The sequence below is a fragment of the Pseudomonas sp. IT-P171 genome, assembly GCF_949767765.1.
In the GTDB taxonomy this organism is placed as follows: domain Bacteria; phylum Pseudomonadota; class Gammaproteobacteria; order Pseudomonadales; family Pseudomonadaceae; genus Aquipseudomonas; species Aquipseudomonas fluorescens_B.
In genome coordinates, this window is record NZ_CATKQN010000058.1 from 219,188 (window position 1) to 244,016 (window position 24,829).

Annotated in this window: 22 protein-coding genes; 10 read left to right on the forward strand and 12 right to left on the reverse strand. The window is 60.0% G+C overall.

Translation table 11 applies throughout. The features are described from left to right. Window positions 1-67: 67 nt before the first annotated feature. From ACM6I5_RS27180 to ACM6I5_RS27210, 7 genes are all read right to left on the reverse strand, one after another. Complete coding sequence (locus ACM6I5_RS27180; protein WP_414885032.1) at window positions 68-1,195, reverse strand: AGE family epimerase/isomerase; 1,128 nt, start codon at window positions 1,193-1,195, stop codon at window positions 68-70. A 197-nt stretch (window positions 1,196-1,392) separates the two neighbouring features. Beyond that, entirely contained in the window at window positions 1,393-1,965 is a 573-nt protein-coding gene (locus ACM6I5_RS27185) for a HupE/UreJ family protein (RefSeq protein WP_414885033.1), read from the reverse strand. 34 nt (window positions 1,966-1,999) lie between these two features. Further along, on the reverse strand, window positions 2,000-2,614 hold the full coding sequence (gene ureG / locus ACM6I5_RS27190; protein ID WP_017336287.1) for an urease accessory protein UreG: 615 nt from the start codon (window positions 2,612-2,614) through the stop codon (window positions 2,000-2,002). A 23-nt stretch (window positions 2,615-2,637) separates the two neighbouring features. Beyond that, a complete protein-coding gene (locus tag ACM6I5_RS27195; protein WP_414878182.1) occupies window positions 2,638-3,312 on the reverse strand; it encodes an urease accessory protein UreF in 675 nt (224 codons plus the stop codon). Continuing rightward, a complete protein-coding gene (gene ureE, locus ACM6I5_RS27200; RefSeq protein WP_017336289.1) occupies window positions 3,309-3,809 on the reverse strand; it encodes an urease accessory protein UreE in 501 nt (166 codons plus the stop codon). The genes ACM6I5_RS27195 and ureE overlap by 4 nt, the downstream gene beginning before the upstream one ends. Before the next feature lie 237 nt (window positions 3,810-4,046). Beyond that, window positions 4,047-4,679 (reverse strand): TetR family transcriptional regulator, encoded by a 633-nt coding sequence (locus ACM6I5_RS27205; protein ID WP_017336290.1) that lies wholly within the window; start codon window positions 4,677-4,679, stop codon window positions 4,047-4,049. Window positions 4,680-4,850: 171 nt separating this feature from the next. Then, on the reverse strand, window positions 4,851-5,405 hold the full coding sequence (locus tag ACM6I5_RS27210) for a hypothetical protein (RefSeq protein WP_414885034.1): 555 nt from the start codon (window positions 5,403-5,405) through the stop codon (window positions 4,851-4,853). Between the two features lie 388 nt (window positions 5,406-5,793). Here ACM6I5_RS27210 and ACM6I5_RS27215 point away from each other — a divergent pair, with 388 nt between their 5' ends. Next, window positions 5,794-7,869, forward strand: a complete 2,076-nt coding sequence (locus ACM6I5_RS27215; protein WP_414885035.1) for an AsmA family protein — start codon at window positions 5,794-5,796, stop codon at window positions 7,867-7,869. A 61-nt stretch (window positions 7,870-7,930) separates the two neighbouring features. Here ACM6I5_RS27215 and ACM6I5_RS27220 read toward each other — a convergent pair whose 3' ends face one another. Both ACM6I5_RS27220 and ACM6I5_RS27225 read right to left on the reverse strand, forming a co-directional pair. Then, window positions 7,931-8,461, reverse strand: coding sequence for a ferritin-like domain-containing protein (locus tag ACM6I5_RS27220; protein ID WP_017336293.1), 531 nt, complete (start codon window positions 8,459-8,461; stop codon window positions 7,931-7,933). A gap of 134 nt (window positions 8,462-8,595) precedes the next feature. Further along, the gene (locus tag ACM6I5_RS27225) at window positions 8,596-9,543 is read right to left on the reverse strand and encodes a LysR substrate-binding domain-containing protein (protein WP_414885036.1); all 948 of its coding nucleotides are present in this window, start codon (window positions 9,541-9,543) and stop codon (window positions 8,596-8,598) included. A gap of 120 nt (window positions 9,544-9,663) precedes the next feature. Between ACM6I5_RS27225 and ACM6I5_RS27230 the strand changes: the two genes are divergently transcribed. The 3 genes from ACM6I5_RS27230 to ACM6I5_RS27240 all read left to right on the forward strand — a co-directional run bounded on the left by ACM6I5_RS27230 (window position 9,664) and on the right by ACM6I5_RS27240 (window position 11,607). Beyond that, window positions 9,664-10,302, forward strand: coding sequence for an FMN-dependent NADH-azoreductase (locus ACM6I5_RS27230; RefSeq protein WP_414878185.1), 639 nt, complete (start codon window positions 9,664-9,666; stop codon window positions 10,300-10,302). Continuing rightward, complete coding sequence (locus tag ACM6I5_RS27235) at window positions 10,303-10,608, forward strand: DMT family transporter (RefSeq protein ID WP_017336296.1); 306 nt, start codon at window positions 10,303-10,305, stop codon at window positions 10,606-10,608. Between the two features lie 108 nt (window positions 10,609-10,716). Beyond that, the gene (locus tag ACM6I5_RS27240) at window positions 10,717-11,607 is read left to right on the forward strand and encodes an esterase/lipase family protein (protein ID WP_414885037.1); all 891 of its coding nucleotides are present in this window, start codon (window positions 10,717-10,719) and stop codon (window positions 11,605-11,607) included. 103 nt (window positions 11,608-11,710) lie between these two features. Here ACM6I5_RS27240 and ACM6I5_RS27245 read toward each other — a convergent pair whose 3' ends face one another. Next, the gene (locus ACM6I5_RS27245; RefSeq protein WP_414885038.1) at window positions 11,711-12,598 is read right to left on the reverse strand and encodes a DMT family transporter; all 888 of its coding nucleotides are present in this window, start codon (window positions 12,596-12,598) and stop codon (window positions 11,711-11,713) included. Window positions 12,599-12,694: 96 nt separating this feature from the next. Here ACM6I5_RS27245 and ACM6I5_RS27250 point away from each other — a divergent pair, with 96 nt between their 5' ends. From ACM6I5_RS27250 to ACM6I5_RS27260, 3 genes are all read left to right on the forward strand, one after another. Continuing rightward, the gene (locus tag ACM6I5_RS27250; RefSeq protein ID WP_414885039.1) at window positions 12,695-13,489 is read left to right on the forward strand and encodes an AraC family transcriptional regulator; all 795 of its coding nucleotides are present in this window, start codon (window positions 12,695-12,697) and stop codon (window positions 13,487-13,489) included. 64 nt (window positions 13,490-13,553) lie between these two features. Then, window positions 13,554-13,859 carry a PsiF family protein gene (locus ACM6I5_RS27255; protein WP_414885040.1) on the forward strand — a complete coding sequence of 102 codons (306 nt, stop codon included), beginning with the start codon at window positions 13,554-13,556 and terminating at the stop codon, window positions 13,857-13,859. 221 nt (window positions 13,860-14,080) lie between these two features. Next, window positions 14,081-15,094 (forward strand): AI-2E family transporter, encoded by a 1,014-nt coding sequence (locus ACM6I5_RS27260; RefSeq protein WP_017336301.1) that lies wholly within the window; start codon window positions 14,081-14,083, stop codon window positions 15,092-15,094. 126 nt (window positions 15,095-15,220) lie between these two features. Here the strand turns inward: ACM6I5_RS27260 and ACM6I5_RS27265 are convergent, their stop codons facing one another. Then, window positions 15,221-16,495 carry an Hsp70 family protein gene (locus ACM6I5_RS27265; protein WP_150654544.1) on the reverse strand — a complete coding sequence of 425 codons (1,275 nt, stop codon included), beginning with the start codon at window positions 16,493-16,495 and terminating at the stop codon, window positions 15,221-15,223. Between the two features lie 297 nt (window positions 16,496-16,792). On the opposite strand from ACM6I5_RS27265, the gene ACM6I5_RS27270 reads away from it, so the two are divergent. Then, window positions 16,793-17,740 carry a DnaJ C-terminal domain-containing protein gene (locus ACM6I5_RS27270; RefSeq protein WP_017336303.1) on the forward strand — a complete coding sequence of 316 codons (948 nt, stop codon included), beginning with the start codon at window positions 16,793-16,795 and terminating at the stop codon, window positions 17,738-17,740. Window positions 17,741-17,763: 23 nt separating this feature from the next. After that, window positions 17,764-18,069 carry a chaperone modulator CbpM gene (locus ACM6I5_RS27275; RefSeq protein ID WP_414878189.1) on the forward strand — a complete coding sequence of 102 codons (306 nt, stop codon included), beginning with the start codon at window positions 17,764-17,766 and terminating at the stop codon, window positions 18,067-18,069. A 109-nt stretch (window positions 18,070-18,178) separates the two neighbouring features. On the opposite strand, the gene ACM6I5_RS27280 is transcribed toward ACM6I5_RS27275, so the two are convergent. Beyond that, entirely contained in the window at window positions 18,179-19,306 is a 1,128-nt protein-coding gene (locus ACM6I5_RS27280; protein WP_414885041.1) for a sensor histidine kinase, read from the reverse strand. Window positions 19,307-19,542: 236 nt separating this feature from the next. Here ACM6I5_RS27280 and ACM6I5_RS27285 point away from each other — a divergent pair, with 236 nt between their 5' ends. Further along, window positions 19,543-24,825: a dermonecrotic toxin domain-containing protein gene (locus tag ACM6I5_RS27285; protein ID WP_414885042.1), complete on the forward strand. Its 5,283-nt coding sequence runs from the start codon at window positions 19,543-19,545 to the stop codon at window positions 24,823-24,825. Window positions 24,826-24,829 lie beyond the last annotated feature (4 nt).

A 24,829-nucleotide genomic window follows, 5' to 3' on the forward strand; every position in this document is an offset into this window, starting at 1 on the left:
TTCTTTTCAGGGGTAAGCGGGGCCGCTTCGCGGCCCAGCGGGAGCAAGCTCCCTCGCCACAGAGGATTTAGCCGAGATAATCGGCCAATCCGCGATAGCAGGTCGCCAAGTGATAAGGCGTGGTCGAAGGCATGTCCTGGCGGCTCACTTCACCGTTCTCATTGCGACACTCATACCAGCCCTCCGCATGCAGGGAGCGCTGTTGCAGTGCCTGCAATTGGCGCAATACCGATGCCTTGCTGTGCGGACGCAAGGTCAGCGCACGCAGGTATTCAGCCTGGGCCCAGATGCGTTGGGTGCCATCCTTCGATTGCCCATCGAGCGTGAGCATTGCCCGCACCGCCCCACTCGATTGATCGACACCCAGCTGCTCTGTGTACGCAAAGGCGCGTTCCAGGGAGGCGTGCAGTTTGGAGCCGCGCAACAACGGTGAAGACTCCAGCAGGAAATACCACTCGAACTGATGCCCCGGTTCAAACCAGTTATCCACAGTACCCAACGGTTTTTCCATCAGCACACCGTGCTGCGAATCGATAAAGCGCTTCTGCATGGCTGTGCATAACTCGACGAGCGCGCGCTGCACGACGAGGTCTTCACGCACCGACAGCGTGGCGAGGAAGGCTTCGGCCAGGTGCATCAGCGGGTTTTGCAGCGGCCCGGTATTCAGCGACGACCAGTCACGTTCAAGGCAAGCTTCGTACAGGCCGTCGCCCGTGGCGAAACGCTGCGCAACCACTTCCAGCACGGCGTTGAGCACTGACTCCACCAGCGGCTCGCGAACCTTGTCCCAGTAATGGGCGCAGGCGAAGAGAATGAAGGCGTGGGTGTAGAGATCCTTGCGCTGATCCAGCGGCGCGCCTTGCGGATCGATGCTGTAGAACCAGCCACCGTGTTCGGCGTCATGGAAATGTTGCTGCAACGAGCGGAACAGCGCCGCGGCACGCTCTTCGGCGCCGGGTACCTGGCCGATCAGACTGGAAAACAGATACAACTGCCGCGCGCAGGCCATGGCCCGGTAGCGTTGAGGTGGCAAGGGCAGATGCCCGGCGTCCAGCGCCTCGTAGGGCAGGGCCAGTTCGGCATTCCAGCCCGGGCCTTGCCAGAGGGGCACGATCACGTCCTGGAAATGCTGATGCACTGAGGAGAACAGAGCGATCAAGTCAGGCTGGGAGGCGGAGCGGGGAGAATGAGGCATTGGCTGGCGTCGTCACGGCAGGGTCGATTGCGCGCCATGTTAACAGGCCTGAGAGTTGCGGTGTCTGTCAGGCCGCCTTCGCGGGCAAGCCCGCATTGGTTCTGCGCACACGCATCTCAAGCCCGCTCCCGACATTGGTTCTGTGTACACGTGTGTGCGGGCTTGCCCGCGAGGGGGCCATCACTGACGGTAGAAAATCAACCCGCCAATAACCACACTCCAGCCGCCGCCGAAACCGCGCCCGCCAGCCGAACCAACGGTGCCGCCGCCTGCGGCAACACACGAACCACCGCATAACCCGCCGCGTGCAAGGCTGCCGTCGCCACTACAAACCCTGCGGCATACGCCCACGGGCTCGACATTTCCGGCAATTCCAGCCCATGCGCCACGCCATGGAACAGCGCAAACAGCGCCGTCGCACCCACCGCCATGCCCAATGGCGGACGCACCGCCAGTGCCACCGCCAGGCCCAGCGCCAGCACCGATGCGGCGATCCCGCTTTCCAGCGCCGGCAGGTTGAGCCCTTCAAAACCCAGCAGTCCGCCGATCAACAGGGTGCCGACAAACGTGCACGGCAGCGCCCAGCGTGCGGCGCCTTTCTGCTGCGCCGCCCACAACCCGACCGCAACCATCGCCAGCAAGTGATCGAGGCCGCCGATCGGATGGCTGATACCGGCGATCAAACCATTGTCGCCGTGCCCGGGGTGGGCAAAGGCGATGGCCGGGGTCAGCAGCAGGGCCATGGCGCCGAGAATGCGTTTAAAAGACATGGATAAGCTTCCTTGTTGATAGGTGTGGTCGTGATCAGGCTGCGGTCAGCAGGCCCTGGCGTTCGATGAATGCGATGATTTCTTCCAGGCCCAGCCCGGTTTTCTGGTTGCTGAAGACAAACGGTTTGCCGTTGCGCATGCGCTGGGTGTCGCTGTCCATCATCTCCAGCGACGCGCCCACCAAGGGGGCGAGGTCGATCTTGTTGATCACCAGCAGGTCGGATTTACAGATCCCCGGCCCACCCTTGCGCGGCAGCTTGTCGCCGGCCGAGACGTCGATCACGTAGATCGTCAGGTCCGACAGTTCCGGGCTGAACGTGGCCGACAGATTGTCGCCACCGGACTCCACCAGAATCAGGTCCAGCCCGGGAAAGCGGCGGTTAAGTTGATCCACGGCTTCGAGGTTGATCGAGGCGTCTTCGCGGATCGCCGTGTGCGGGCAGCCGCCGGTTTCCACGCCGATGATCCGCTCCGGCGCCAGGGCTTCGTTGCGCACCAGAAAGTCAGCGTCTTCGCGGGTGTAGATGTCATTGGTCACGACGGCCAGGTTGTAGCGGTCGCGCAGCGCCAGGCACAGGGCCAGCGTCAAAGCGGTTTTGCCGGAACCGACCGGGCCGCCGATGCCGACGCGCAGAGGTTGTGTGTTCATGTGATTCTCCAAAGTAACAGGCCCTAGGAACGGAACAGGCGGCTGTACTGGCGCTCATGGGCCATGCACGCCAGGGACAGGCCGAAAGCGGCGCTGCCGTAGTGTTCGGGGTTGATTCGGGTGGCGTTCTGCTGGGCTTGCTGCAATAGCGGCAGCAATTCGCTGGTCAGGCGTTGCGCGGCTTGCTGCCCCATCGGCAGGGTCTTCATCAGCACTGCCAGCTGGTTTTCCAGCCAGCTCCACAGCCAGGCCGCCAGCGCGTCCTGCGGACTGATGCGCCAGGCGCGCGCGGCCAGTGCCCAGCCGAGGGCCAGGTGTGGTTCGGGACGCTGATCGAGAAAGGCGCGGGCCGGGGCATCGAGTTCCGGCAAGCCGTTGAGCAGTTGCTGCAAGGAATAACCCATCTGCCGGCTTTCCTGATGCAACTCGCGGGTTTCCCGGCTGGCGCGGTGTTCCTCGCAGCGTTGCAGTAATTCGCCCCAGTTTTCTTCGGCGGCGGCCACGCAATGGGCGAGTAGCAGCGGCGCTTCGAAACGCGCGAGGTTCAGCAGCAACTGATCGCTGATCCAGCGTCGGGCGCTGTCGGAATCCTTCACCCGACCGTTATCCACCGCCATTTCCAGGCCTTGGGAATAGCTGTAGCCGCCAATCGGCAATTGCGGACTGGCCAGGCGCAGCAGCGCCCAGGCCGGGTTCATAGGCGTACGCCGAACTGGTGCAGTTTCGGCGGATAGTTGAAATCCTCGTCGCCATGCCGCGAATGGTGATGGCCACCGCCATAGGCGCCGTGCTCCGGCTGGAACGGCGCCTCGATGTTTTCGACCCTGGCATCAAGTTGCTCGAGCATCGCCTTGAGCACGTAGTCATCGAGCAGACGCAACCAGCCATCGCCGACTTGCAGGGCGACGTGGCGATTGCCGAGGTGATAAGCCGCGCGGGTCAGCTCGAAAGCGTTGGCGCAGGTGACGTGCAGCAGGTGTTCGGGGTGGGCACAGACGCGGACGATGCGACCGTCTTCAGCCTGTAGGCATTCGCCGTCATACAGCGGCGACTGACCGCGCTCCAAAAACAACCCGACGTCTTCACCCTCGGCACTGAAACAGCGCAAGCGGCTTTTGCTCCGGGCTTCGAAGGTCAGGTGCAACTCAGCGGCCCAGACGGGTTGAGGGTCGATTCTGCGGTGAATCACCAGCATCGGAAGGCTTCCAGCAATGGACATTGCTGTGGTTAGAGCAAGGGGCTTGCCAATCGGGGGATGTGTAGGAAATGCCTGTCGGAGCGACGGTTATGTTTCAGATTGTTGTAGTAATTTGGTGCGCGGCATTGTTGGGCGCACCAAATGATGGCGCGCGGTGTGCTCCAGATTAGTCGCGCGTTGCACAACTGGGTAGGGACCGGCTTGCTGGTGTTAGGTGTTGTGATGAAAGCGGGGTTATTCGGTACTGCCGAGTCCCTGCCAATGCTTCAGCCCGATAAAGATAAACCGCAACTGCTGAGTGATTTTTGCCTGCGGCGTCAGATGCTCGGGCAATGCTTCTGCCGGTGGATCAATGATGTCGGGCAAGGTTGCGAACACGCTTTTAACAATCAGGTCGGCCATGACACTCAGGCCGGCGATGTCCAGGTGTTGCAGCTTTGGCATCAATGACAAGTCGGCCGCCAGGTCCGAGCTGATGTCTTCGCGCAACCGTCCGATGGCCAGGCGCACCGGCAGCGAACCGCCGTACTGCTCGCGGGCGAGAAACAGGAATTGCGAACGATTGGCCGACACCACGTCGAGAAAGATCCGCACCGAGGCATCGATGATGCCGCCCATCACGAATTCGTTGTGGCGCACCAGGCGGATGGTTTCGCGAAAGGTCTGACCGACTTCGCTCACCAGTACCAGGCCCAGTTCATCCATATCGGAAAAATGCCGGTAGAAACCGGTGGGAACGATGCCGGCGGTTTTCGCCACTTCGCGCAGGCTCAGGCTGCCGAATCCTCGGCCGCATTCCATCAAATGGCGGGCAGCGTCCATCAGGGCGTTGCGGGTTTGTTGTTTCTGTTCGGCGCGGGGCAGCATCGCAAGGGTGTTTTTCTGGACAAGACAGCGACGCACTCTAGCAAATCGGCTTTGCTGGCGTCGAACGACGATCGGGGGACACCTAAAAGAGGGGCAGGTAGAGAAGGGGTGCTTCTATAAAATCAAAAGCCCAATCCGTGGATTGGGCTTTTTTTCAGGGCCGCCATGGGCTCAGCTCAAAGCGCTGTTGCGTTGGATCACGCGGTCACCACCACCTTCAGCGAGGATTTGACCTTGTGGGGTGCGATCGGAACCGTCAGCAGCCAGGGTTTGACCTTGTGGAGTGCGATCGGAACCGTCAGCAGCCAGGGTTTGACCTTGTGGAGTGCGATCGGAACCGTCAGCAGCCAGGGTTTGACCTTGTGGGGTGCGATCGGAACCGTCAGCGGCCAGGGTTTGACCTTGTGGAGTGCGATCGGAACCGTCAGCGGCCAGGGTTTGACCTTGTGGAGTGCGATCGGAACCATCAGCAGCCAGGGTTTGACCTTGTGGGGTGCGATCCGAACCGTCAGCGGCAAGGGACTGGCCTTGTGGGGTACGGTCCGAGCCATCTTGAGAGATCAGGCCTTTTTCTTTCAGGCGATCGTTACCGCCTTCGGCGACGGTCTGGCTGAACACCGAGTGGGCGGCTTTCACTTGTGGGGTTGCCTGGTCAGCAGCTGGCAGAGCGAAAGCGGTGCTGGCCAGCAGTGAGAGGGAAAGGCTAAGCAGTAATTGGCGTTTCATGATTGGGTGCTCCGTGGGAGGGCGATAAAGTGGGTACGAGGGCAATGCTACTCTCGATAAGTCGATATAAAAGTTCATAAACGCAATGGTAATAATCAACAGAATTGATTGTTCCCTGGGAAGGCTCTAGAACGGGCCTCTCCGGCGAGGCTTTTTGCACTGGTGTGGGTATTTTCGACCCACTCGTGCCGCGCAAAAGTGCGGGGTCGGTAACGCCGGGTTTGCGAGAGCAGGGTGTCCCCGACCGATTATTTGAACGTTAAGCCCATTTCGGTTAAACCTGCGCGCCGTTTCCCAGTCCTAGATTTCATGGCAGGCCGGTTCTGGCCTAACGTTTCACACGTGCGTCGCAGTCAGGGCGCTCAGTCGTATTCAGGAGCCCTGTGCAATGACGCGCCCCCCCAAGATTTTTGCCTGGACCTTTGCCAGCCTGGTTGTGTTGCTGGCGATACTGGTTCTGATCATCGTGTTCTTCGATTGGAACCGGATCAAACCGACCATCAACTCCAAAGTCTCCGAAGAACTGCATCGACCGTTTGCCATCAATGGCAACCTGGCGGTGGTCTGGCAGCGCGAGCTCGACGAAGGTGGTTGGCGGGCGTGGGTGCCGTGGCCGCATGTGGTGGCAGAGGACCTGAGCCTCGGCAACCCTGAGTGGTCGAAGCAGCCGCAGATGGTCACGCTCAAACGCGTCGAGCTGCGCCTGTCGCCGCTGGCATTGCTGGCTCAACGCGTGGCGATCCCGCGCATTGACTTGACCGAACCGAACGCAGACCTCCAGCGTCTGGCCGATGGCCGCGCGAACTGGACGTTCAAGTTTGACCCGAAAGACCCGAACGCCGAGCCTTCAAATTGGGTGGTCGACATCGGCGCAATCGGCTTCGACAAAGGCCACGTCACCCTTGACGACCAGAGCCTGAAAACGCAGCTCGACCTGATCATCGACCCACTGGGCAAACCGATTCCGTTCGGCGAAATCGTCGGCGACAAAGCGGCGAAAACCGCGCTGGAGAAGGGTGCTGCACCCCAGGATTACGCGTTTGCGCTGAAGGTCAAAGGCCAATATCACGGCCAGAAACTCGCTGGAGACGGCAAGGTCGGCGGTTTGCTGGCGTTGCAGGATTCGGCCCGACCGTTCCCGCTCCAGGCCCAGGTCAAGATCGCTGACACCAGCGTCGAACTCGCGGGCACGCTGACCGATCCACTCAATCTCGGCGCATTGGACCTGCGACTGAAACTGGCCGGCAGCAGTCTGGGCAACCTCTATCCGCTGACTGGCGTGACCCTGCCGGATACGCCGCCCTACGCCACCGACGGTCACTTGATCGCCAAGTTGCACGAGGCCGGCGGCGCGGTGTTCCGTTATGACGCGTTCAACGGCAAGATCGGCGAGAGCGACATTCATGGCAGCCTGGCCTACGTCGCCAGCGAGCCACGGCCGAAACTCAGCGGTTCACTGCTCTCCAATCAACTGTTGTTTGCTGACCTTGCACCCTTGATTGGCGCCGACTCCAACGCCAAACAAAAGGCCCGTGGCGGTGAAAGCAAGCAACCGGCGGACAAAGTGCTACCGGTCGAAGAGTTCAAGACCGAGCGCTGGCGTGACATGGACGCCGATGTCGAATTCACCGGTAAACGCATCGTCCACAGTGAAAAACTGCCGTTCAATGACCTTTATACCCACCTGGTGCTGACCGACGGCGTGCTCAGCCTCGAGCCCCTGCGCTTCGGTGTGGCCGGCGGCAAGCTGGATGCGCAGATTCGCCTCAACGGACGTACCGAGCCGTTGGAAGGCAATGCCAAGCTGACCGCGCGCGGGTTCAAGCTCAAGCAGCTATTCCCCACCTTCGAGCCGATGAAGACCAGTTTCGGCGAGCTCAATGGCGATGCCGACATCAATGGTCGTGGCAACTCGGTGGCAAATCTGCTGGGTTCGGCCAACGGCAATCTGAAAATGCTGATCAACGACGGGGCGATCAGTCGCGAGCTGATGGAGCTGGCCGGACTCAACGTCGGCAACTATGTGGTCGGCAAGATCTTTGGTGACAAGGAAGTGAAGATCAATTGCGCGGCGGCCGACTTCGACATCAAGACGGGCCTGGCCACCACGCGGCTGTTCGTCTTCGATACCGAGAACGCAATCATCTACATCGACGGCACGGCGAACATGGCCACTGAGCAACTGGACCTGACGGTGACGCCGGAATCCAAGGGCTGGCGTTTGATTTCGCTGCGTTCGCCGCTGTATGTACGGGGCAAGTTCATCAAACCCGATGCCGGTGTGAAAGCGGTGCCGCTGATGTTGCGTGGCGCGGGGATGGTGGCGCTGGGTGTGATCGCGGCGCCGGCGGCGGGGTTGTTGGCACTGGTGGCGCCGAGTGGTGGCGAGCCGAATCAGTGTGCGCCGTTGTTGCAGCAGATGAAGGCGGGGAAGGCGCCGGTGACCGTTAAACCCACCAAGTAAAATCTTCGGTGTCTATCAAGACGCCTTCGCGGGCTTGCTCGCGAAGGCGGTCTGTCCGGCGCTACAAATCTTTCAGAATGTCCGCCATATCATCCGCATGCTCTTCTTCCTGAGCCAGGATGTCTTCGAAGATGCGCCGGGTGGTCGGGTCTTTCTCGCCGATGTACTGAATGATCTCACGGTAGCTGTCGATGGCGATGCGCTCGGCGACCAGGTCCTCGTAGACCATCTCTTTGAGCGAGTTACCGGCCACGTACTGTGCGTGGGAGTTTTTCGACAGCAGGTCAGGGTTGAATTCAGGCTCGCCGCCCAGCTGCACGATGCGCTCGGCCAATCGGTCGGCATGCGCCGCTTCCTGATTCGCGTGCTCAAGGAACTCGTCGGCGGCGACATGGGCTTTGAGGCCGTTGGCCATGAAATAGTGGCGTTTGTAGCGCAAGACGCAGACCAGTTCGGTGGCCAGCGATTCGTTGAGCAGGCGCAGCACTTCGTCGAGGTCGGCGCTGTAGCTTTCGGTCACCGCGCCATTCTCGACGTTCTGGCGGGCCCGTGCGCGAAGGGTCGTTACATCAGACAAATGCATGTCACTCATCTCGTTCTCCTTGGAGGCTGATCCGGGTTTGCGTCACCTTCTGGGGAAGTGATCACTACCTAGTTGTGAGTGATGAGCGTGGCGAAAAGTTTGATGTAATTTCCATCGAGAAAGATCGCAGGCTGAGCCAGCGCCTACAGGGGAATGCGTTTTCCTGTAGGCGCCGGCGCAGCCTGCGATCCTGGCAGTAGGCCAGACAATCGAGCTTCTTCCTGCAGCCAGGCAAAGAATGCACGCACGGGCGGATGGCGCTCGCGGCCCGGAACGCAAAGCGCGCTGTAACCGGCGCCCTGCACTTGAATGTCACTGCGGTAAGCCACCAGCAAGCCACTGGCCACACTCTCCGACAGCAGAATATTGCTCGCCAGCACCAGGCCTTGCCCGGCGATGGCGGCTTGCAGGGCGTAATGTTCTTCATCGTATTCCCGGACAACCGGTTGCCCCGTCAGCCAGGTTTCGCCGGACTGCGCGCACCACGCCGCCCAGCCATGGGCGTAGAGCTTCGAGTTGTGCCAGCGCACGCTGATCAACGTGGGGGCCTGGCCACTTCGGGCCTGCGCGACCTGTCCAGGCGAGCCATAAACGCCAAACGCCTCATCGAACAGGCACAGACCATAAAGGTTCGGATAGTCATCCAGGCTGTAGCGCACCACCAGATCGACACTGGCGTCCTGATGCAAATCGATCACTTCGCAATGGGTGTCCAGGCGCAGGCTGATGGTCGGATGCCGGGCGTAAAACCGCCCAAGCCGAGGCACCAGCCACAGCGCGGCAAACGCGGCCGTGGTGGAAATCGTCAGGCTCGCGCCGCTGCGTTGCGGGCGCAGGGTGTCGACGCTCTGGGCCACTTCCAGAAAAGCGCCGTGCAGGCTGTGGAACAGACGCTCACCGCACTCGGTCAGGCGAACCTGCCGTGGCAGGCGCTCGAACAGCGGCACGCCGAGCCAGCCCTCCAACGAACGAATCTGATGGGAAACCGCCGTTGGCGTCACGGACAGTTCTTCGGCGGCGGCCTTGAAGCTCAATAGGCGAGAGGCCGATTCAAAGGCGCGCAGGGCGGTTAATGGCAGCGAGGCAAACATGGGTTACTCCATGGATGAAATGAATTCATCCAGACTGATTTTTATTCATTTGAGACGAGTCAGCGGCGAGCTCAATCTGCACGCCACAAGCCGTTTGAGTTTAGTCCCCAGGAGATTCAGATGAACAGAGTTCTTGCCATTCACGCCAGCCCACGGGGCGAACGTTCCCACTCCCGGCGCTTGGCCGAAGTGTTTCTCAGCGCCTGGCAGGCGCGTCACCCGCAATCACAATTGACCCGCCGCGAAGTCGGTCGGGCCTTGATTCCACCGGTCAACGAAGCCTTTGTGGCCGCCGCGTTCTACCCCGAACCCGAGGCACGGCCACTGTCAATGCAGGCCGATCTCGCGTTCAGCGATCAACTGGTGGGTGAATTGCTGGGCCACGATGTGCTGGTGATCTCCACGCCCATGCACAACTTCAGCGTGCCCAGCGGCCTCAAGGCGTGGATCGATCAAGTGGTGCGGCTCGGGCTGACGTTCAACCACACGCTGGACAACGGCGTCGCTCAATACGAGCCGCTGGTAAAGGGCAAGAAAGCGCTGATCGTCACCAGCCGTGGCGGGTTCGGCTTCGGCCCCGGGGGCGAACTCGAAGCGATGAATCATGCCGATACCCTGCTGCGCACGGCGTTGGGTTTCATCGGCATTACCGATGTCACCGTGGTCGCCGCCGAGGGCGAAGAATCCGCCGAGCGCACCTTTGAAATCTCCGTCGCCGAGGCCGAGCAACGTTTGCTGACGCTGGCCAGGGAGTTCTAGATGGCCTGGGTGTTTTTGCTGATCGCCGCCGGGTTTGAAGTCACCTTCGCCATGGGCATGAAGTACGCCGAAGGTTTCACCCGGCCCTGGCCGTCGCTGATCACGGTCGTGGCGGCGGTAGGCGGGATCTACTTCCTGACCCTGGCAATGCGTGAGTTGCCAGTGAGCATCGCTTACCCGATCTGGACCGCCATCGGTTCGCTGGGCACCGTGTTTCTCGGGTTTGCGTTGCTCGGCGAAAGCCTGACGGTGGTCAAACTGGTGTCGGTGGGGCTGATCGTGGCGGGGGTGGCAGGGCTGAAGTAGGACGGATGTCATAGACTGGTCGTCGTGTTGTCATTTTTGATGACGATGCTTGGCTGATGTCTTGCATTCAGCCTTGCTTCACCTCACCGATCACAAGGACGTCCACCCATGTCGCAAGGTTCTGCCCCGCGTTATCCGTTGGTGCTGGTCCCGGGAATGCTCGGGTTTATCCGTCTGGTGCTTTATCCGTACTGGTACGGGATTGTCGGAGCGTTGCGCCAAGAAGGGGCGACGGTGATTGCGGTGCAGGTTTCACCGCTCCACTCGACCGAGGTGCGCGGTGAGCAATTGTTGGCGCGCATCGACGAGATCCTGCAGGAAACCGGCGCCGAGAAGGTTAACCTGATCGGCCACAGCCAGGGCTCGCTGACCGCCCGTTACGCCGCCGCGAAACGCCCGGATCTTGTGGCGTCCGTCACGTCGGTGGCAGGGCCCAATCACGGCTCGGAACTGGCGGATTACCTGCACGAGCATTACCCGGCAGACAGCGTGAAGGGACGGCTGCTCGCCTTTTTTCTCTGGATCATCGGTGCGTTGATGAGCCTGCTGGAAACCGGCTATCGCGGGCCGAGGCTGCCGGTGGATATTCACGCTTCCCATGAGTCCCTGACGACGGCCGGGGTGACGCTGTTCAATCAACGTTATCCACAGGGCTTGCCTGACACGTGGGGCGGGCACGGGCCGGAAGAGGTCAACGGCGTGCGCTATTACTCGTGGTCCGGCACCTTGCAGCCGGGCAAGACCGATCGCGGGCGCAATCTGTTCGACGGGACCAACCGCAGTTGTCGGCTGTTTGCCAAAACCTTCGTGCGTGAAGTCGGGCATTGTGACGGGATGGTCGGGCGCTACAGCTCGCATCTGGGGACGGTGATTGGCGATGAGTATCCGCTGGATCACTTTGACATCGTCAACCAGTCGCTAGGGCTGGTGGGAAAGGGGGCCGAGCCGATCCGGTTGTTTGTCGAGCATGCGGCGCGGTTGAAAGCGGCGGGGGTTTAACCCGCGTTGTGGCGAGGGGATTTATCCCCGTTGGACTGCGTAGCAGTCCCTTTATTTTGGGGCCGCTTCGCAGCCCAACGGGGATAAATCCCCTCGCCACAGATCAGGCGATGCTAATCTTGCGGCCCAACACCGTGGTCCAGCGCTCCGAAAAAATCACCCCGCCCAACGTCAACACCCCGCCCACCAGGTGATACATCGCCAACTGCTCATGCAGCACCAGTGCGGCGATCAGCGCCGTCAACAACGGCAGCAGATTGAAAAACTGCGTAGTCCGGCTCGGCCCCAGGCGCACCACGGCCTGCATCCACGCCAGTGGCGCAACCATCGACGCCAGCAGGCAGGCATACAGCACCAGCGGAATGTTCTGCAGCGTCGGGCCGATTTTCGGCGACACCGCGAACAGCGGAAACAGCACCACCACCGCCACCCACACCTGCAGATACAACAACACCAGCGGTGGCAAACGCAGCTGCCACTTTTTCAACAGGGTGCTGTAGATCGCGTAGGCCAGCGTGGCGATCAGCATAATCGCATCGCCCAGATTTACCCCGTGCTCCAGCAAAGCACCGAGGCTGCCGGACGAGACCACCACCAACACCCCGGCAAACGACAGCACGGCACCGGCCAGCGCGCCCGCCGTCAGACGCTGACCGAGACTGATGATCGCCATGGCCAGCGACATCAACGGCATCAGCGACAGGATGATGCCCATGTTGGTGGCCGACGTCAGCGACGCCGCGAAATACGCCAGGCTCTGATAAACCGCCATGCCGAGCACGCCGAGGACGAAAATCTTCCCCAGGTTCGGGCGAATGGCCGACCAATGGGCAAAGACGGGTTTGAGCATGAATGGCGTGAACAACAAGCCGGCCAGCAGCCAGCGGTAAAAACCGATTTCGGCGGGGAAAATCGCGCCGGCCGACATTTTGGTAATCACGGTGTTGCCGGCCCAAATGAAAATGGCCAGCAGGGGATAAGCGTATTGCATCGGAAAAACCAGAAACGTTAATGAGGAGTGATTATCGCCTGTCTGGATGAAAGCCTATACTTCGATCCAGACAACCCGCCCCGGATGACGGACAGGATGACCAGTAAACACATCGACCTGCTGGACTTCAGCGAATTGCCTTCGCCGGTCTACTTCCGTTATGCCGACTTCGACACCCACGAGTATGCCTCGGCCCACCGTCACTCCTGGGGCACGCTGGAATATTCGGCCAACGGTGTCCTGCACATGGAAATCGGCAGCAGCCGGTTCATGTCACCACCGCAATATGCCGTGTGGGTGCCACCGCAGATCGAGCACAGTTTTTACAGCAATCAACCGATTAACTACCGCGCGGTCTGCCTCGCGCCGGCGCTCTGCCAGGAACTGCCACAGCAGGCTTGCACCCTGGCGATCAGCGACATTCTCAAAGCGATCCTCAAGGACTTCGCCGCCCGAGATGTGAAAATTCCCGAACAGGCTGCGGACCAGCGCCTGGCGCAGGTGCTGGTGGACCAGCTGCAGCAGGCGCCCGTTCACGAGTGCTACTTGCCCTACGCCAGCAACCCCGGGCTGCTCGGGATACTGGAAGCCTTGCAGGCGGAACCCGGGGATAACCGACCGTTGTCGGCGTGGGCTGCACAGATTCACGTCAGTGAGCGCACGCTGGCGCGGCAGTTTGTGCGCGAACTGGGCATGAGTTTCGGCGAGTGGCGACAGCGCGTGCGCTTTCTGGCAGCGATCGAGGCACTGGATAGTCACCGCAGCATTCAGGAAATCGCTTTCGACATGGGTTACAGCACCGGTTCGGCGTTTATCGCGATGTTTCAACGTCAGGCCGGGTGCACGCCGGAGCAGTATCGCCGTAGCCATCTTGAGAACAGGAAGGTGTAACAGGCTTTGTCTACACTCCAGAATGAGGCCGCACCCCTCGGTGCGGCAACAAGGAGAAAACTCCATGAAGATGTTGCGTGTCCCTTTGTTGATGATCGGTTTGCTGCTCTGTTCCCAAGGCTTCGCCGCCACAGCCCAACAGAACAAGATGACCACCTGCAATGCCGACGCTACCGCGAAAAGCCTCAAGGGCGACGAGCGCAAAGCTTTCATGAGCACTTGCCTTAAAGCGGCGCCAGCCGCCAGTGACGCGAAAGCCTTGACCCCTCAGCAAGAGAAGATGAAAACCTGTAATGCCGATGCGGCGACCAAAGCCCTCAAGGGGGATGAGCGCAAGGCGTTCATGAGTGATTGCCTGAAGAAAAAGTAAACACTGGACTGGGGGGCTGTGAGGATCTCATCGCCAGCAGGCTGGCTCCCACACTTGGAATGCATTCCCCTGTGGGAGCTAGCCTGCTAGCGATGGGGCCGGCAAGGTCACTACAAAAAACACCCGAGCCCCCGACCAAGGTCGCCCTACACAATCCCTAGTGCTGACACCCGAACGCTGGCAGACTGCCAATCCTTTTAGGCCGTTCGTTTTGAGGCTGTATGCCAACGTTTTCTCAACGCCAAGTCTTGCTGCTGATCAGTTGGGTCATCATCTTTGGTGGTTTGCTGCTGGTGATTCCGCTGCGCTTGCTGCCAAGCCTGCTCGCCGGTTTGCTGGTGTTCGAACTGGTCAACATGCTCACCCCGCAATTGCAGCGGCTGATCGAAGGACGGCGTGCACGCTGGCTGGCGGTGGCATTGCTGGGGACGCTGGTGGTCAGTGTGCTGGCGCTGATCTTTGCCGGGGCCATCAGTTTTCTGCTGCACGAGGCGGAAAACCCCGGGGCTTCCCTCGATAAATTCATGGGCGTGGTCGACCGTGCGCGCGGGCAATTGCCGCCGTTCATCGACGCCTACCTGCCCGCCAGCGCCGCCGAGTTCCGCGTGGCCATCGGCGAGTGGATGAGCAAACACCTTAGCGACTTGCAGCTGGTCGGCAAAGACGCGGCGCACATGTTCGTGACGCTGCTGATCGGTATGGTGCTGGGGGCGATCATTGCCTTGCAGCGTGTGCCGGACGTGACCAAGCGCAAGCCGCTGGCCGCCGCCCTGTTCGATCGTTTGCACCTGCTGGTGCAGGCCTTTCGCAACATCGTGTTCGCCCAGATCAAGATTTCCCTGCTCAACACCTTCTTCACCGGGATTTTCCTGGCGGTGGTCCTGCCGATGTTCGGCATCAAGCTGCCGCTGACCAAGACCCTGATCGTGCTGACTTTCCTGCTCGGCCTCCTGCCGGTGATCGGCAACCTGATGTCGAACACGCTGATCACCATCGTCGGTTTGTCGCTGTCGATCTGGGTGGCGGTGGCGGCGTTGGGTTACCTGATTGTTATCCACAAGCTCGAATACTTCCTCAACGCGCGCATTGTCGGCGGGCAGATCAGTGCCAAGTCGTGGGAGTTGCTGCTGGCAATGCTGGTGTTCGAGGCCGCGTTCGGCCTGCCGGGGGTGGTGGCGGGGCCGATTTATTACGCGTACCTGAAGAGTGAGTTGAAGCAGGTGGGGATGGTTTGATCCCGCGTCGATCTCTGTGGCGAGGGGATTTATCCCCGTAGGGCTGCGAAGCAGCCCCATAGCTAAATGCGGGGACTGCTGCGCAGTCCAGCGGGGATAAATCCCCTCACCACAGGGTTTTTCGGATCAGTCCATCGGGCCGTAACGCTTGGCCGCTTCAATCGCCAACCCGCTGCCGATGCTGCCAAAGATGTTCCCTTCCACATGCCGCGCATTCGGCAACATTGCCGACACACTGTTGCGCAACGCCGGAATCCCGCTCGAGCCGCCGGTGAAGAACACCGTATCCACCTGATCGACCCGCACATTGGCGTCGTTCAGCAGTTGGGTCACGCTGTTGCGCACACGCTCCAGCAGGTTGTCGATGGCCGATTCGAACAGCGCCCGGCTCAGCTCCACGCTCAGTCCCGGTTCGATGCGGTCCAGCGGCACATGGCGGCTGTCGGCGTGGGTCAGCTGGATCTTGGTTTCTTCCACTTCCATCGCCAGCCAGTGCCCGGCGCGTTGCTCGATCAGCTTGAACAGACGGTCGATGCCGCCGGTGTCTTCGATGTCGTAACGCATGCTGCCCAGGGCCAGGGTCGACTTCTGCGAGTACACCGAGTTGATGGTGTGCCAGGTCGCCAGGTTCATGTGGTGGCTGGTGGGCATGTAGGCGCCGCTCTTCATGCGGCTGCCATAGCCGAACAGCGGCATCAGGCCTTGCAGGCTCAGCTGCTTGTCGAAATCGGTCCCGCCGATGTGCACGCCGCCGGTGGCGAGGATGTCATCGTGACGGTTGTCGTGGTTGCGGCGCTCGGGCGACAGGCGCACCAGCGAGAAGTCGGACGTACCACCGCCGATGTCGACGATCAGGACCAGCTCTTCCTTTTCGATGGTCGACTCATAATCGAACGCCGCCGCAATCGGCTCGTACTGAAAGGACACGTCCTTGAAGCCGATGGCGCGGGCGACGTCCACCAGGGTGTTCTCCGCTTCCTGGTCGGCCATTTCATCGTCATCGACGAAAAACACCGGACGGCCCAGCACCACTTCTTCGAACTCCCGACCAGCGGCGGTTTCGGCGCGCTTCTTCAGCTGGCCGATGAACAGCCCGAGCAGGTCCTTGAACGGCATCGCCGTACCGAGGACGCTGGTGTCGTGCTTGATCAGCTTGGAGCCCAGCAGGCTCTTGAGCGAGCGCATCAACCGGCCTTCGTAGCCTTCCAGGTACTCGTGCAGCGCCAACCGGCCGTACACCGGGCGGCGTTCTTCCATGTTGAAGAACACCACCGACGGCAGGGTGATCTTGTCGTCCTCCAGCGCGATCAGCGTTTCCATGCCGGGGCGCAGCCAGCCGACGGTGGAGTTGGACGTGCCGAAGTCGATACCACAGGCACGGGCTGGAGATGCGTTTTTCATGTCTTTCAGGTTCCGGTTAAAAAACGGCCGCGCAGTGTATGCCAGTGCGGCGCAGATTCGAAGGCCGACTATCCGCTAAATCTCAGCCAATAGCGCCTTGATAAGCTGGCGGAATGCCCCAAACTTGTCTGCATTGAGCCTGGCAGCCATCGGACGGTCGCAAGAACCGCCCACTGCTGCCGATAAACTTCTGATGCGCCCTCCGGTCACAACCTTGAGATCGGTCAACCCGGCAGCTGCCAATGAGCGCATGCTGCGAGTGACGGCGCGATTTTGATAAGGGATGGTGATTCCACGATGGACTTCAAAGACTATTACAAGATTCTCGGTGTGGAACCGACCGCGGACGATAAGACGATCAAAGCGGCTTATCGCAAGCTGGCGCGCAAATACCACCCCGACGTCAGCAAGGAAAAGGACGCCGAGGCCAAGTTCAAGGACGCCTCGGAAGCCTATGAAGCGCTGAAAAGCGCCGACAAGCGCGCCGAATACGACGACTTGCGCAAGTATGGCCAGCATGGCCAACCGTTCCAGGGCCCGCCGGGCTGGCAGGGGCGTGGTGGCGGTGGTTTCGGTGGCGGCCAGGACACGGGCGATTTTTCGGACTTCTTCAGTTCGATCTTCGGCAACCGTGGTCCGGGTTTTGGTGGTGGACAGTCAGGCCGCAGCGCCGGACGTCGAGGGCAAGACGTGGAAATGGAACTTGGGATCTTTCTGGAAGAAACCCTCTCGAACGAATCGAAGAAGGTCACCTTCCAGGTGCCGCAGTACAACGCGGCCGGTCAGCACGTCAGCAACACCAGCAAGAGCCTGAACGTGAAAATCCCGGCCGGCGTGACCGACGGCGAACGCATCCGCCTCAAAGGGCAGGGTGCACCGGGCATCGGTGGTGGCGCCAACGGCGATTTGTTCCTGATCATTCGCTTCGCGCCGCATCCGAAGTTCGACGTCGAAGGCGAGAACCTGATCATTACGCTGCCGCTGGCTCCGTGGGAGTTGGCACTGGGCACCGAAGTGGCTGTGCCGACACTGACAGGCAAGATCAACCTCAAGGTGCCGGCCGGCAGTCAGAACGGCCAGCGCATGCGCGCCAAGGGACATGGCTTGCTGAACAAGGCTGGTCAACGAGGTTACCTGTTCGTGCAATTGAAAGCGGTCATGCCTAAAACCTCGAACGATGAGGTCAAGGCGTTGTGGCAGGAACTGGCGAAAAAAGCTGCATTCGACCCGCGAGAAAATTTCTGATCCAAGAGACGGAGTAGCCCATCATGAGCAGCCCCCTGATCGTTCAACTGGACATGGCAGAATTCTGTGAGGCGTCCGATTTGTCGGACGTCTACGTGATCGAAATCGTCGAGCACGGCATCCTCGAACCTCAGGGCAAGCAGCCCAAGGATTGGCGTTTCAACGATTATGAGCTGGCCCTGGCCAAGCGTGCCGCCAAGCTGCGGCACGACCTGGAGCTGGAGTGGGAAGGCGTCGCCCTGGCGCTCGACCTGCTTGAAGAGGTGCAGCAACTGCGGGCCGAGAACCGCATGCTCAAGCAGCGGTTGGGGCGGTTGGTGGCTGAATAGCGCTGAGCACTGAAGCTGTGGCAAGGGCTTGTCGGGACGCCGCACCGTACTGCTCGGCAGCCCAGCCGGAGCAAGCGTCCTCGCCACAAAGCCTTTTCCCGCAACACCCCTAGATGTTTCTCGGCAACACCACGGTGAACAGCGTTCCGTCCACTTCGTTCGAGCTGACTTCAATCGTCCCGGAATGCGCATCGACCACTTCCTTGACGATGAACAAGCCAAGGCCAAGGCTAGTGGACGGCTGGCCGAGTTCTTCATCGGCGCTGCGTACCAGCGGATCGAAGATCGTACCGATGGCCTCTTCGGGAATCGGCGCTCCGAAGTTATGCACCGTCAGGCGAACGGTATCCGGTTCGCCGGTGAGGGTCACCGTCACATCCCGCTTGTTCGACCCATGCTGCAACGCATTGCCGATCAGGTTTTGCAGCAGTTGAGCCAGGCGTCCGGCATCCCAGACGCCTGTGGTGTCCCCCTCTGCATGAACCATAGGGTCGCACTCCGGATTACCGGCACAGGCTTCGGCCACTGCTGCGTGGACGGCATCGGCCAGGTCCATCGGCTTCGGTTCAATCGGCAGGCTCTTGCCCAGGCGACTGCGCACCAGCTCCAGCAAATCGCTGACCATCACCGCCATGTGTCGCGCACCGCGCTTGATGTTGATCGCGCAAGCCAAGGCATCGCCCTCAAGCGTGGCTTTGCGCATCAGCATTTCAGTGGACATGCTCACGGCTTGCAAGGGGGCGCGCAGATCATGCCCGAGTATCGCCAGAAACAGGTCCCGCGAATGGTTGACCTGTTCGGCATAGGCCGCCGTGGATTCGGCAAGGGCTTCATCGATGGCTTCGTTGAAACGGATCATGTCCTGGAAGTGGGCAAGTTCCGGCGATTTCAGGCTGTCGACCCACAGACGAATCACACAGGCGCGCAAATGGCGGAACTCACTGGTCATCTGCACCAGGTCGAACCCCACGGTATGCCGCAGTTCACCATGACTGGCGCCAGCTTCGTCCAGACTCGGGGTTTTCTCCGGACCTTCGCCCTTCGCTTTGGCGAGTTGCTCGCGGGCGGTTTGCGCGGTGGTCATGTCCCGCGCTGCCGCCAACAGAATTGCCTTGGCATGATCGCGCAAGGCCAATCGATCCATGTGATCGGCTGCCGGGGTAATCGTTCTGGCGAACTGCTCCCATTCATCGACGATACGGTCTACGTGCTGCCTGATGAATTCGGATAAGCGCATGGTCGGTTTCCTGATGGCAATCCGGGGCATATTAGCCCCTTTGACGTCCCCTAAAAACTACCATTACGCCGGCGACCATTCTTTGACGGCTTCAGGGTACTAATTATTTATTTTTTAGATCTTGAAATTAATTGCATTGTTCGACTTTTGCGGTTTTCCAAGTGGTTTTTTAATCTTTTGTTTTTAACCGCATTCAATAGTCTGGTGGTTCTTTTCATCGCATAAGGATTTGCGAAATGACCCAACTATCGGACGTTCCGGCGTTGCAAGTTAATTCCGGACAGAGACAAGGCCAGGATAATGTCCATCATGATTATCTTCTGAGCAAACTGCCTTCGCCGCTAAAAGACGCACCGGTTTCGCGTCTGCTGTCGATGGCCGATTCGGCAGCGGGTTTTCCGGAGTGGTATTTGAATGCACGCGCCATCGATCGTCAGTACCTCAAGCAACTGACAGATGAGCGCTGGCGCACTCAGGCCCCGCTGGACGAAGCGCTGGAGCATTTGCAGCAGGACATCCTCGCCTTTGCCGAACCCTTGCTCGTCAAAGCATTAAAGGAACAACTGAATCTCGATCTGGACGTCAATGCGACGCTCATTCGCCTGTATATCCCGGCAAAGCTGGGTTTTGGCATCGATACCAATGCCAGTCGACTCAGGCAATCGACTTTGCTGGAAGCGGCGCTTCACAATTTCGAGGAGCCTGAAACGCAGGCCGACGCATTTCGCGATGGCTCTGGCATCTTCACCCTGGACGACGAAAACCAGTTACAGCGGCATGCGCTGACCGTCGAACGGTTTGCTGCCCTGTGCCGGACGCTTGATATCGGTACGCACTATCAGCAGCACATAAAGGGCCTGCTGAGTCCGCAAGAAGACACGGCCAAAGCGTTGGTTGAACGGCGATGCCTGGCCAGCGAAAAAGCCGCTTTCGACGAAGCCGCGCTGATCGCTTACTTGAAAAGCGACATCAGTTCCTATGGCTACGGGAAACTCAAGCAAGTTCGTGGCAATGAAAAGGGCATCCTATGGAACAATCGCCCTTGGCAATGTCATCGACTTTCGCTAATGGGGTTCAGGTTATCCGGCATCCTGTTATTCAGCGCGGTGGCAGACCCCATTGAAGTGAAAAGAATCTACGACAGTCTGGTTCCCGCGCACCAGCGCACACTGCTGGAATGGTCCAGGCGTTTGACGCTGCTGCCAGGCCAGGAATTTGCCCAGTTCAAACTGCTCGAGGCGTTTTTCGCCAATGGCCCCGGCGGTCTCGTCGACGCCATGCTGCAAAGGGAAGATGATTTTCAACAAAGCCGTCTCGACGGGACGTTGATCGCCTATGTCCCGGATGATCCTGAGCACCCGCTCAAAGAGTATGCGTCCTTCACTGACTTCATGAAGGAACTGACGAGCCAGTTGCGCTCGCCGGACTATCAACAGTTTTTCAGCCGATTCGTCGCACAAAAAGACCATGGCAAATTCTTTGCCCGGGTTCGCGAGCGTTTCACCACGTTCACCTGGACGCAGCGTGAACCGCTGGACATGGGGCCGTGGTGGCGAGAGACCGCGGTTGAAAACGCCAACGCAGAGCCCATCACCCACATCGTCTCAGGCGATCTCTGGTCGCAAATCGGTCGCTGGCGCAGGGACAAAGCCATTGCCGATGCGCGGCACATCGCTGTGCCGACCGGGGACGAAGACGCGACCACCCGCTGGAATCGGTTGACCAGCTATCTGACCATCGGCTGGAACGTGTTCAACTTTGGCGCCATGCTGGTGCCGGGGCTCGGCGAAGCGATGCTGGCGGTCATGGTCGGGCAGATGCTGTTCGAAACCATGGAGGGCATTGAAGAGTGGAGCAAGGGCGACAGGGAGGAAGCGGCGGCCCATCTCACCGGCGTCATGATCAATTTCGCCCAACTGGCGATCATGGCGGCGGGAAACGTCTTGCCCGCCGGTGCGGCGGCGTCGGTCAAACCGTCGGCCTTTATCGATCAGTTGAAAAAGGTTGAGTTGCCTGACGGCCAGACGCGCCTGTGGAAGCCGGACCTGTCGCCCTACGCCCATGACCTGACGCTGCCCGAAGGGGGGACGCCAAGTGAGCAGGGGCTGTACCGCCACAGCGAAAAAGACTTTCTGAAGCATGAAGGCAAGCACTTCGAAGTCAGAAACGATCCGCGCACCGGTCAGCCATACCTGCAACATCCGGATCGGGCGCAGGCGTATCAGCCAACACTCGAACATGACGGTGCGGGAGTATGGAGGACCGAGCTCGACCGACCTCTCGAGTGGGACAAAACCACACTCATGCGGCGCATGGGGCCGGCGGTCGAGGGGTTCTCCGATGCCACGCTGGAGCAGATTCGGGTCGTCAGTGGTCTCGAAGAAAACCAGTTGCGCAGGTTGCACGTGGTCAACGAACCCGCGCCAGCATTGCTGACCGACACGATCGAGCGGTTCAAGACCTGGGCCGAGGTGCAAAAACTGCCTGAACAGATACTGCGCGATGAGGTGCCTGAAGCGTTCATCGAACAGGTGCCCCGTTTGCTGGTTGACCTGCCGAGATGGCCCGAGCAAAAAAACATCGAGCTTTTTGACGGCGCAGGTATTGCCGGGCGTTCGACAAAGTACGGCAATGTCGACGCGTCGCCGGCCAACACGCTGAAGATAAGCCGTGCCGAGGTCAGCGCAGGAAAACTTCCAGAGCTTGCCGTGAAGTTCATGAGCGAGGCCGACGTCCACGCAATGCTCGGACAGGGCATTTCGACAGACGAGCACATCCGGATCGATGCGTTGAAAAACAAGTTGGCCGAACGGGCGGGCAATCAGCGTGATTCGCTGTTCAACGCGCGGGATCGTCGTCTGCAACAGACCGACAATCGGCAAGTGCTGGCGCTTCAGGACGCGTTCAGCGGCCTGCCCACGGTGATCGCCCGGGAGTTGCTGGCCGACCTCGAACCGCAAGAACGGCTCAAAATCACCGACTCTTCGCGCATCCCCTTACCGCTGCAAGAGCGTACGCGGGGGACTTTGCAGGCGTTACGAGCGGCACGCGCCTACGAAGGGCTGTTTCTCGATGCCGCGTACAGTGTCGATACCGAGCGACTGGCGTTGCACTCGTTGCAAGCGTTGCCCGACTGGCCCGACAACGTGCAGATCGAAATCCGCGAGGATTCATTTGATGGACCGTTGCACGACAGTGTCGGCCCGGCCAATGCCTCCGTTCGCCGTATGTTGGTCAGCGAGGACGGTCAGTACCAGGCCCGCGATGACGATGATCTGCACCTGCATGGGCCCGATGATCTCTACGCGTCCGTACTGCACGCCCTGCCTGATGCCGAACGAAACGCGCTGGGGTATCACATCAATCAAGGCGCAACGCTCAAGCAGGCCGTTCAAAAAACGCCCTTGCCACGGGACAGGTTCAACGCGCTTCTGGCGCAGAACCCTGTCCGTAAACCCGCTTACGACCCGGCCACGATGCGGCTGCGTGGCGGTATGCGCGGAGTTTCCCAAGGGCTGCGGCGGGTCACCGGGAACATTACGCCACAGGAACGTGTGCGGGTTGTCCGTCCAGGCTGGACGGAGGCCGAGGCGCAGGCTTATCTGCAGGCGGGTGGCAGCGAGGTCAGTTTTGAGCAGAGGGCGAGTGCCCTGGAAGCGGAATTCGATCGGTTGAACACCAATTTCCAACGCTGGCTGAAATCGCCGACTGAGTCATACCGCTTCACGTCCGCCGGCATCGCTGAATGGCGATCCAGAAACGCGCTGTACAAAGCGATCAGAGAGTGTTGGCAGCACTCCGGATTGCGCCATGTGGATTCGTTTGGCGAGCTGCAAGGCGTTGTGCTCGACCTCGAGAACATGCCGCTGGGCCGTCATCTGCGCACCATGCCCATGCTGGAGGGCACCTTCGATCACGTCACCCGCCTCAATCTGACCCTGACCGAATTGACCGACGCGCATATTTCCCTGCTCTATCATTTCCCCCGATTGCGTTCGCTCAACGTCAACGGTAATTCGCTCACCCGGATTCCTCGTGCCGTCGGTCGCATGCGCGCACTGACGGAATTGAACATGCGAGGAAACCGCATTGTCCTGGATGCGCAAGGCGTCGCGGACCTGCGCAACCTGACACGGCTTCAGGTCCTGGACCTGTACGGCAACCCTCTGGGCCGGGAACCGGATATTGGCAGCATGCGCATGTTGCATACGCTGATCCTGGCCGACACTGGCATTCGGACCTGGCCGGACGGTTTGTTCGCGCAGCCACGCTTCCGGCATTTTTACCTGGACATGCAGTACAACGAAATCACCTACGTGCCCATGGTCGCGCGTGGCTCCGTTGAGGCGGAATTGCTGGCGCGCACGGTGTTGAGCCGGGACACGGATTATCTGCCGGCCTTCAATCTGCAGACGCTCAGGGAGTACATCGCGTCCGTCGGCATGGACCCCGATCGACCGTATCCGCCTCGTGGCGTGCGTGACAGCCTCGATTGGGAGGCCGGCATGACCCGACGGGAATGGGTGGCCAAACAGGCAGTGTGGAACAGCGTCGAGGATGAGATCGGCTCGCTCGGGTTTTTCAACGAGATTCGCAAACTCACGGAATCGGGGCACTTCAAGCACGATCCCGGGTTTCGGATCGACATGACTGCCAAGGTCTGGCGAATGCTCGAAGCGATGTCGAAAAATACCGAGCTGCGGCAAAAACTCTTCACTATGACCACCGTGCCCACGGCGTGTGTCGATGCCGGCGCGCAGCTGTTCAACGCCATGGGAATGGAAGTGCTGATTCATGAGGCGTATGAACTGGCCAATCCTGCGCTGGTGGAGGCTGAACTGGTGTCGCTGGCGCGGGGCAAGTCACGTCTGGATGAACTGAGCAGGATTGCCCGCAAAACGGTCTCCGAACGCGAGGCGGTTGGCGAGCAATTCAGGCGCATCAATGCAGCGGGCGAGGTCACTGGCACGATTGATGAGGTTGAAGTTCACCTGGCATTCATGACGGATCTTGCCGAGCGGCTGGACCTGCCCTGGCAGACGCGAAAAATGCAGTTCAGAAAAATCGCCGCGGTTACGCCAGAGATGATCGAGGATGCTTTGCGACGTGTACTGGACCTTGAGGAAGGAGAGCTTCTGGCTGATTTACTCGTCGATCAACCGTTCTGGGCATCCTATGTCGAGGGCGTCAATCGAGGGGTTGTCAAAGGTTTCAGTCGCCGGATCGAAGCCACGATCGAGTTCTACTCAGCATTGGAAAAACGTGCAACCGAGACAACACTGTCTCTGGAGCAAAAGGCTCAGTTGAAGGAAGAACTCAGGGTACTCGGTGCTGAATTGAACAAGCCGGAAAGCGCGTTTGCACCGGGACACGTCATGACCGAAGCGGAATATGCCGCCGAGCTGGAAGTCATCGACGAAGACAGGAAAGCCTTTATCAAAACCTTCACACGTCAGGCGATCGAACGGGCAAGACTGCAACGGGTGGAAATTCCTTTCACCGTACAGCCGAACAGCTGATCGT

Excerpts from the sequence above, each read along its gene's own strand:
- ureG (WP_017336287.1), bottom strand. The coding sequence starts at position 2,614 with ATGAACACACAACCTCTGCGCGTCGGCATCGGCGGCCCGGTCGGTTCC.
- ACM6I5_RS27215 (WP_414885035.1), top strand. The coding sequence starts at position 5,794 with ATGACGCGCCCCCCCAAGATTTTTGCCTGGACCTTTGCCAGCCTGGTT.
- ureE (WP_017336289.1), bottom strand. The coding sequence starts at position 3,809 with ATGCTGGTGATTCACCGCAGAATCGACCCTCAACCCGTCTGGGCCGCT.
- ACM6I5_RS27260 (WP_017336301.1), top strand. The coding sequence starts at position 14,081 with ATGCCAACGTTTTCTCAACGCCAAGTCTTGCTGCTGATCAGTTGGGTC.
- ACM6I5_RS27185 (WP_414885033.1), bottom strand. The coding sequence starts at position 1,965 with ATGTCTTTTAAACGCATTCTCGGCGCCATGGCCCTGCTGCTGACCCCG.
- ACM6I5_RS27270 (WP_017336303.1), top strand. The coding sequence starts at position 16,793 with ATGGACTTCAAAGACTATTACAAGATTCTCGGTGTGGAACCGACCGCG.
- ACM6I5_RS27205 (WP_017336290.1), bottom strand. The coding sequence starts at position 4,679 with ATGCTGCCCCGCGCCGAACAGAAACAACAAACCCGCAACGCCCTGATG.
- ACM6I5_RS27225 (WP_414885036.1), bottom strand. The coding sequence starts at position 9,543 with ATGTTTGCCTCGCTGCCATTAACCGCCCTGCGCGCCTTTGAATCGGCC.
- ACM6I5_RS27280 (WP_414885041.1), bottom strand. The coding sequence starts at position 19,306 with ATGCGCTTATCCGAATTCATCAGGCAGCACGTAGACCGTATCGTCGAT.
- ACM6I5_RS27255 (WP_414885040.1), top strand. The coding sequence starts at position 13,554 with ATGAAGATGTTGCGTGTCCCTTTGTTGATGATCGGTTTGCTGCTCTGT.
- ACM6I5_RS27240 (WP_414885037.1), top strand. The coding sequence starts at position 10,717 with ATGTCGCAAGGTTCTGCCCCGCGTTATCCGTTGGTGCTGGTCCCGGGA.
- ACM6I5_RS27265 (WP_150654544.1), bottom strand. The coding sequence starts at position 16,495 with ATGAAAAACGCATCTCCAGCCCGTGCCTGTGGTATCGACTTCGGCACG.
- ACM6I5_RS27285 (WP_414885042.1), top strand. The coding sequence starts at position 19,543 with ATGACCCAACTATCGGACGTTCCGGCGTTGCAAGTTAATTCCGGACAG.
- ACM6I5_RS27210 (WP_414885034.1), bottom strand. The coding sequence starts at position 5,405 with ATGAAACGCCAATTACTGCTTAGCCTTTCCCTCTCACTGCTGGCCAGC.
- ACM6I5_RS27220 (WP_017336293.1), bottom strand. The coding sequence starts at position 8,461 with ATGAGTGACATGCATTTGTCTGATGTAACGACCCTTCGCGCACGGGCC.
- ACM6I5_RS27245 (WP_414885038.1), bottom strand. The coding sequence starts at position 12,598 with ATGCAATACGCTTATCCCCTGCTGGCCATTTTCATTTGGGCCGGCAAC.
- ACM6I5_RS27195 (WP_414878182.1), bottom strand. The coding sequence starts at position 3,312 with ATGAACCCGGCCTGGGCGCTGCTGCGCCTGGCCAGTCCGCAATTGCCG.
- ACM6I5_RS27250 (WP_414885039.1), top strand. The coding sequence starts at position 12,695 with ATGACCAGTAAACACATCGACCTGCTGGACTTCAGCGAATTGCCTTCG.
- ACM6I5_RS27275 (WP_414878189.1), top strand. The coding sequence starts at position 17,764 with ATGAGCAGCCCCCTGATCGTTCAACTGGACATGGCAGAATTCTGTGAG.
- ACM6I5_RS27180 (WP_414885032.1), bottom strand. The coding sequence starts at position 1,195 with ATGCCTCATTCTCCCCGCTCCGCCTCCCAGCCTGACTTGATCGCTCTG.
- ACM6I5_RS27235 (WP_017336296.1), top strand. The coding sequence starts at position 10,303 with ATGGCCTGGGTGTTTTTGCTGATCGCCGCCGGGTTTGAAGTCACCTTC.
- ACM6I5_RS27230 (WP_414878185.1), top strand. The coding sequence starts at position 9,664 with ATGAACAGAGTTCTTGCCATTCACGCCAGCCCACGGGGCGAACGTTCC.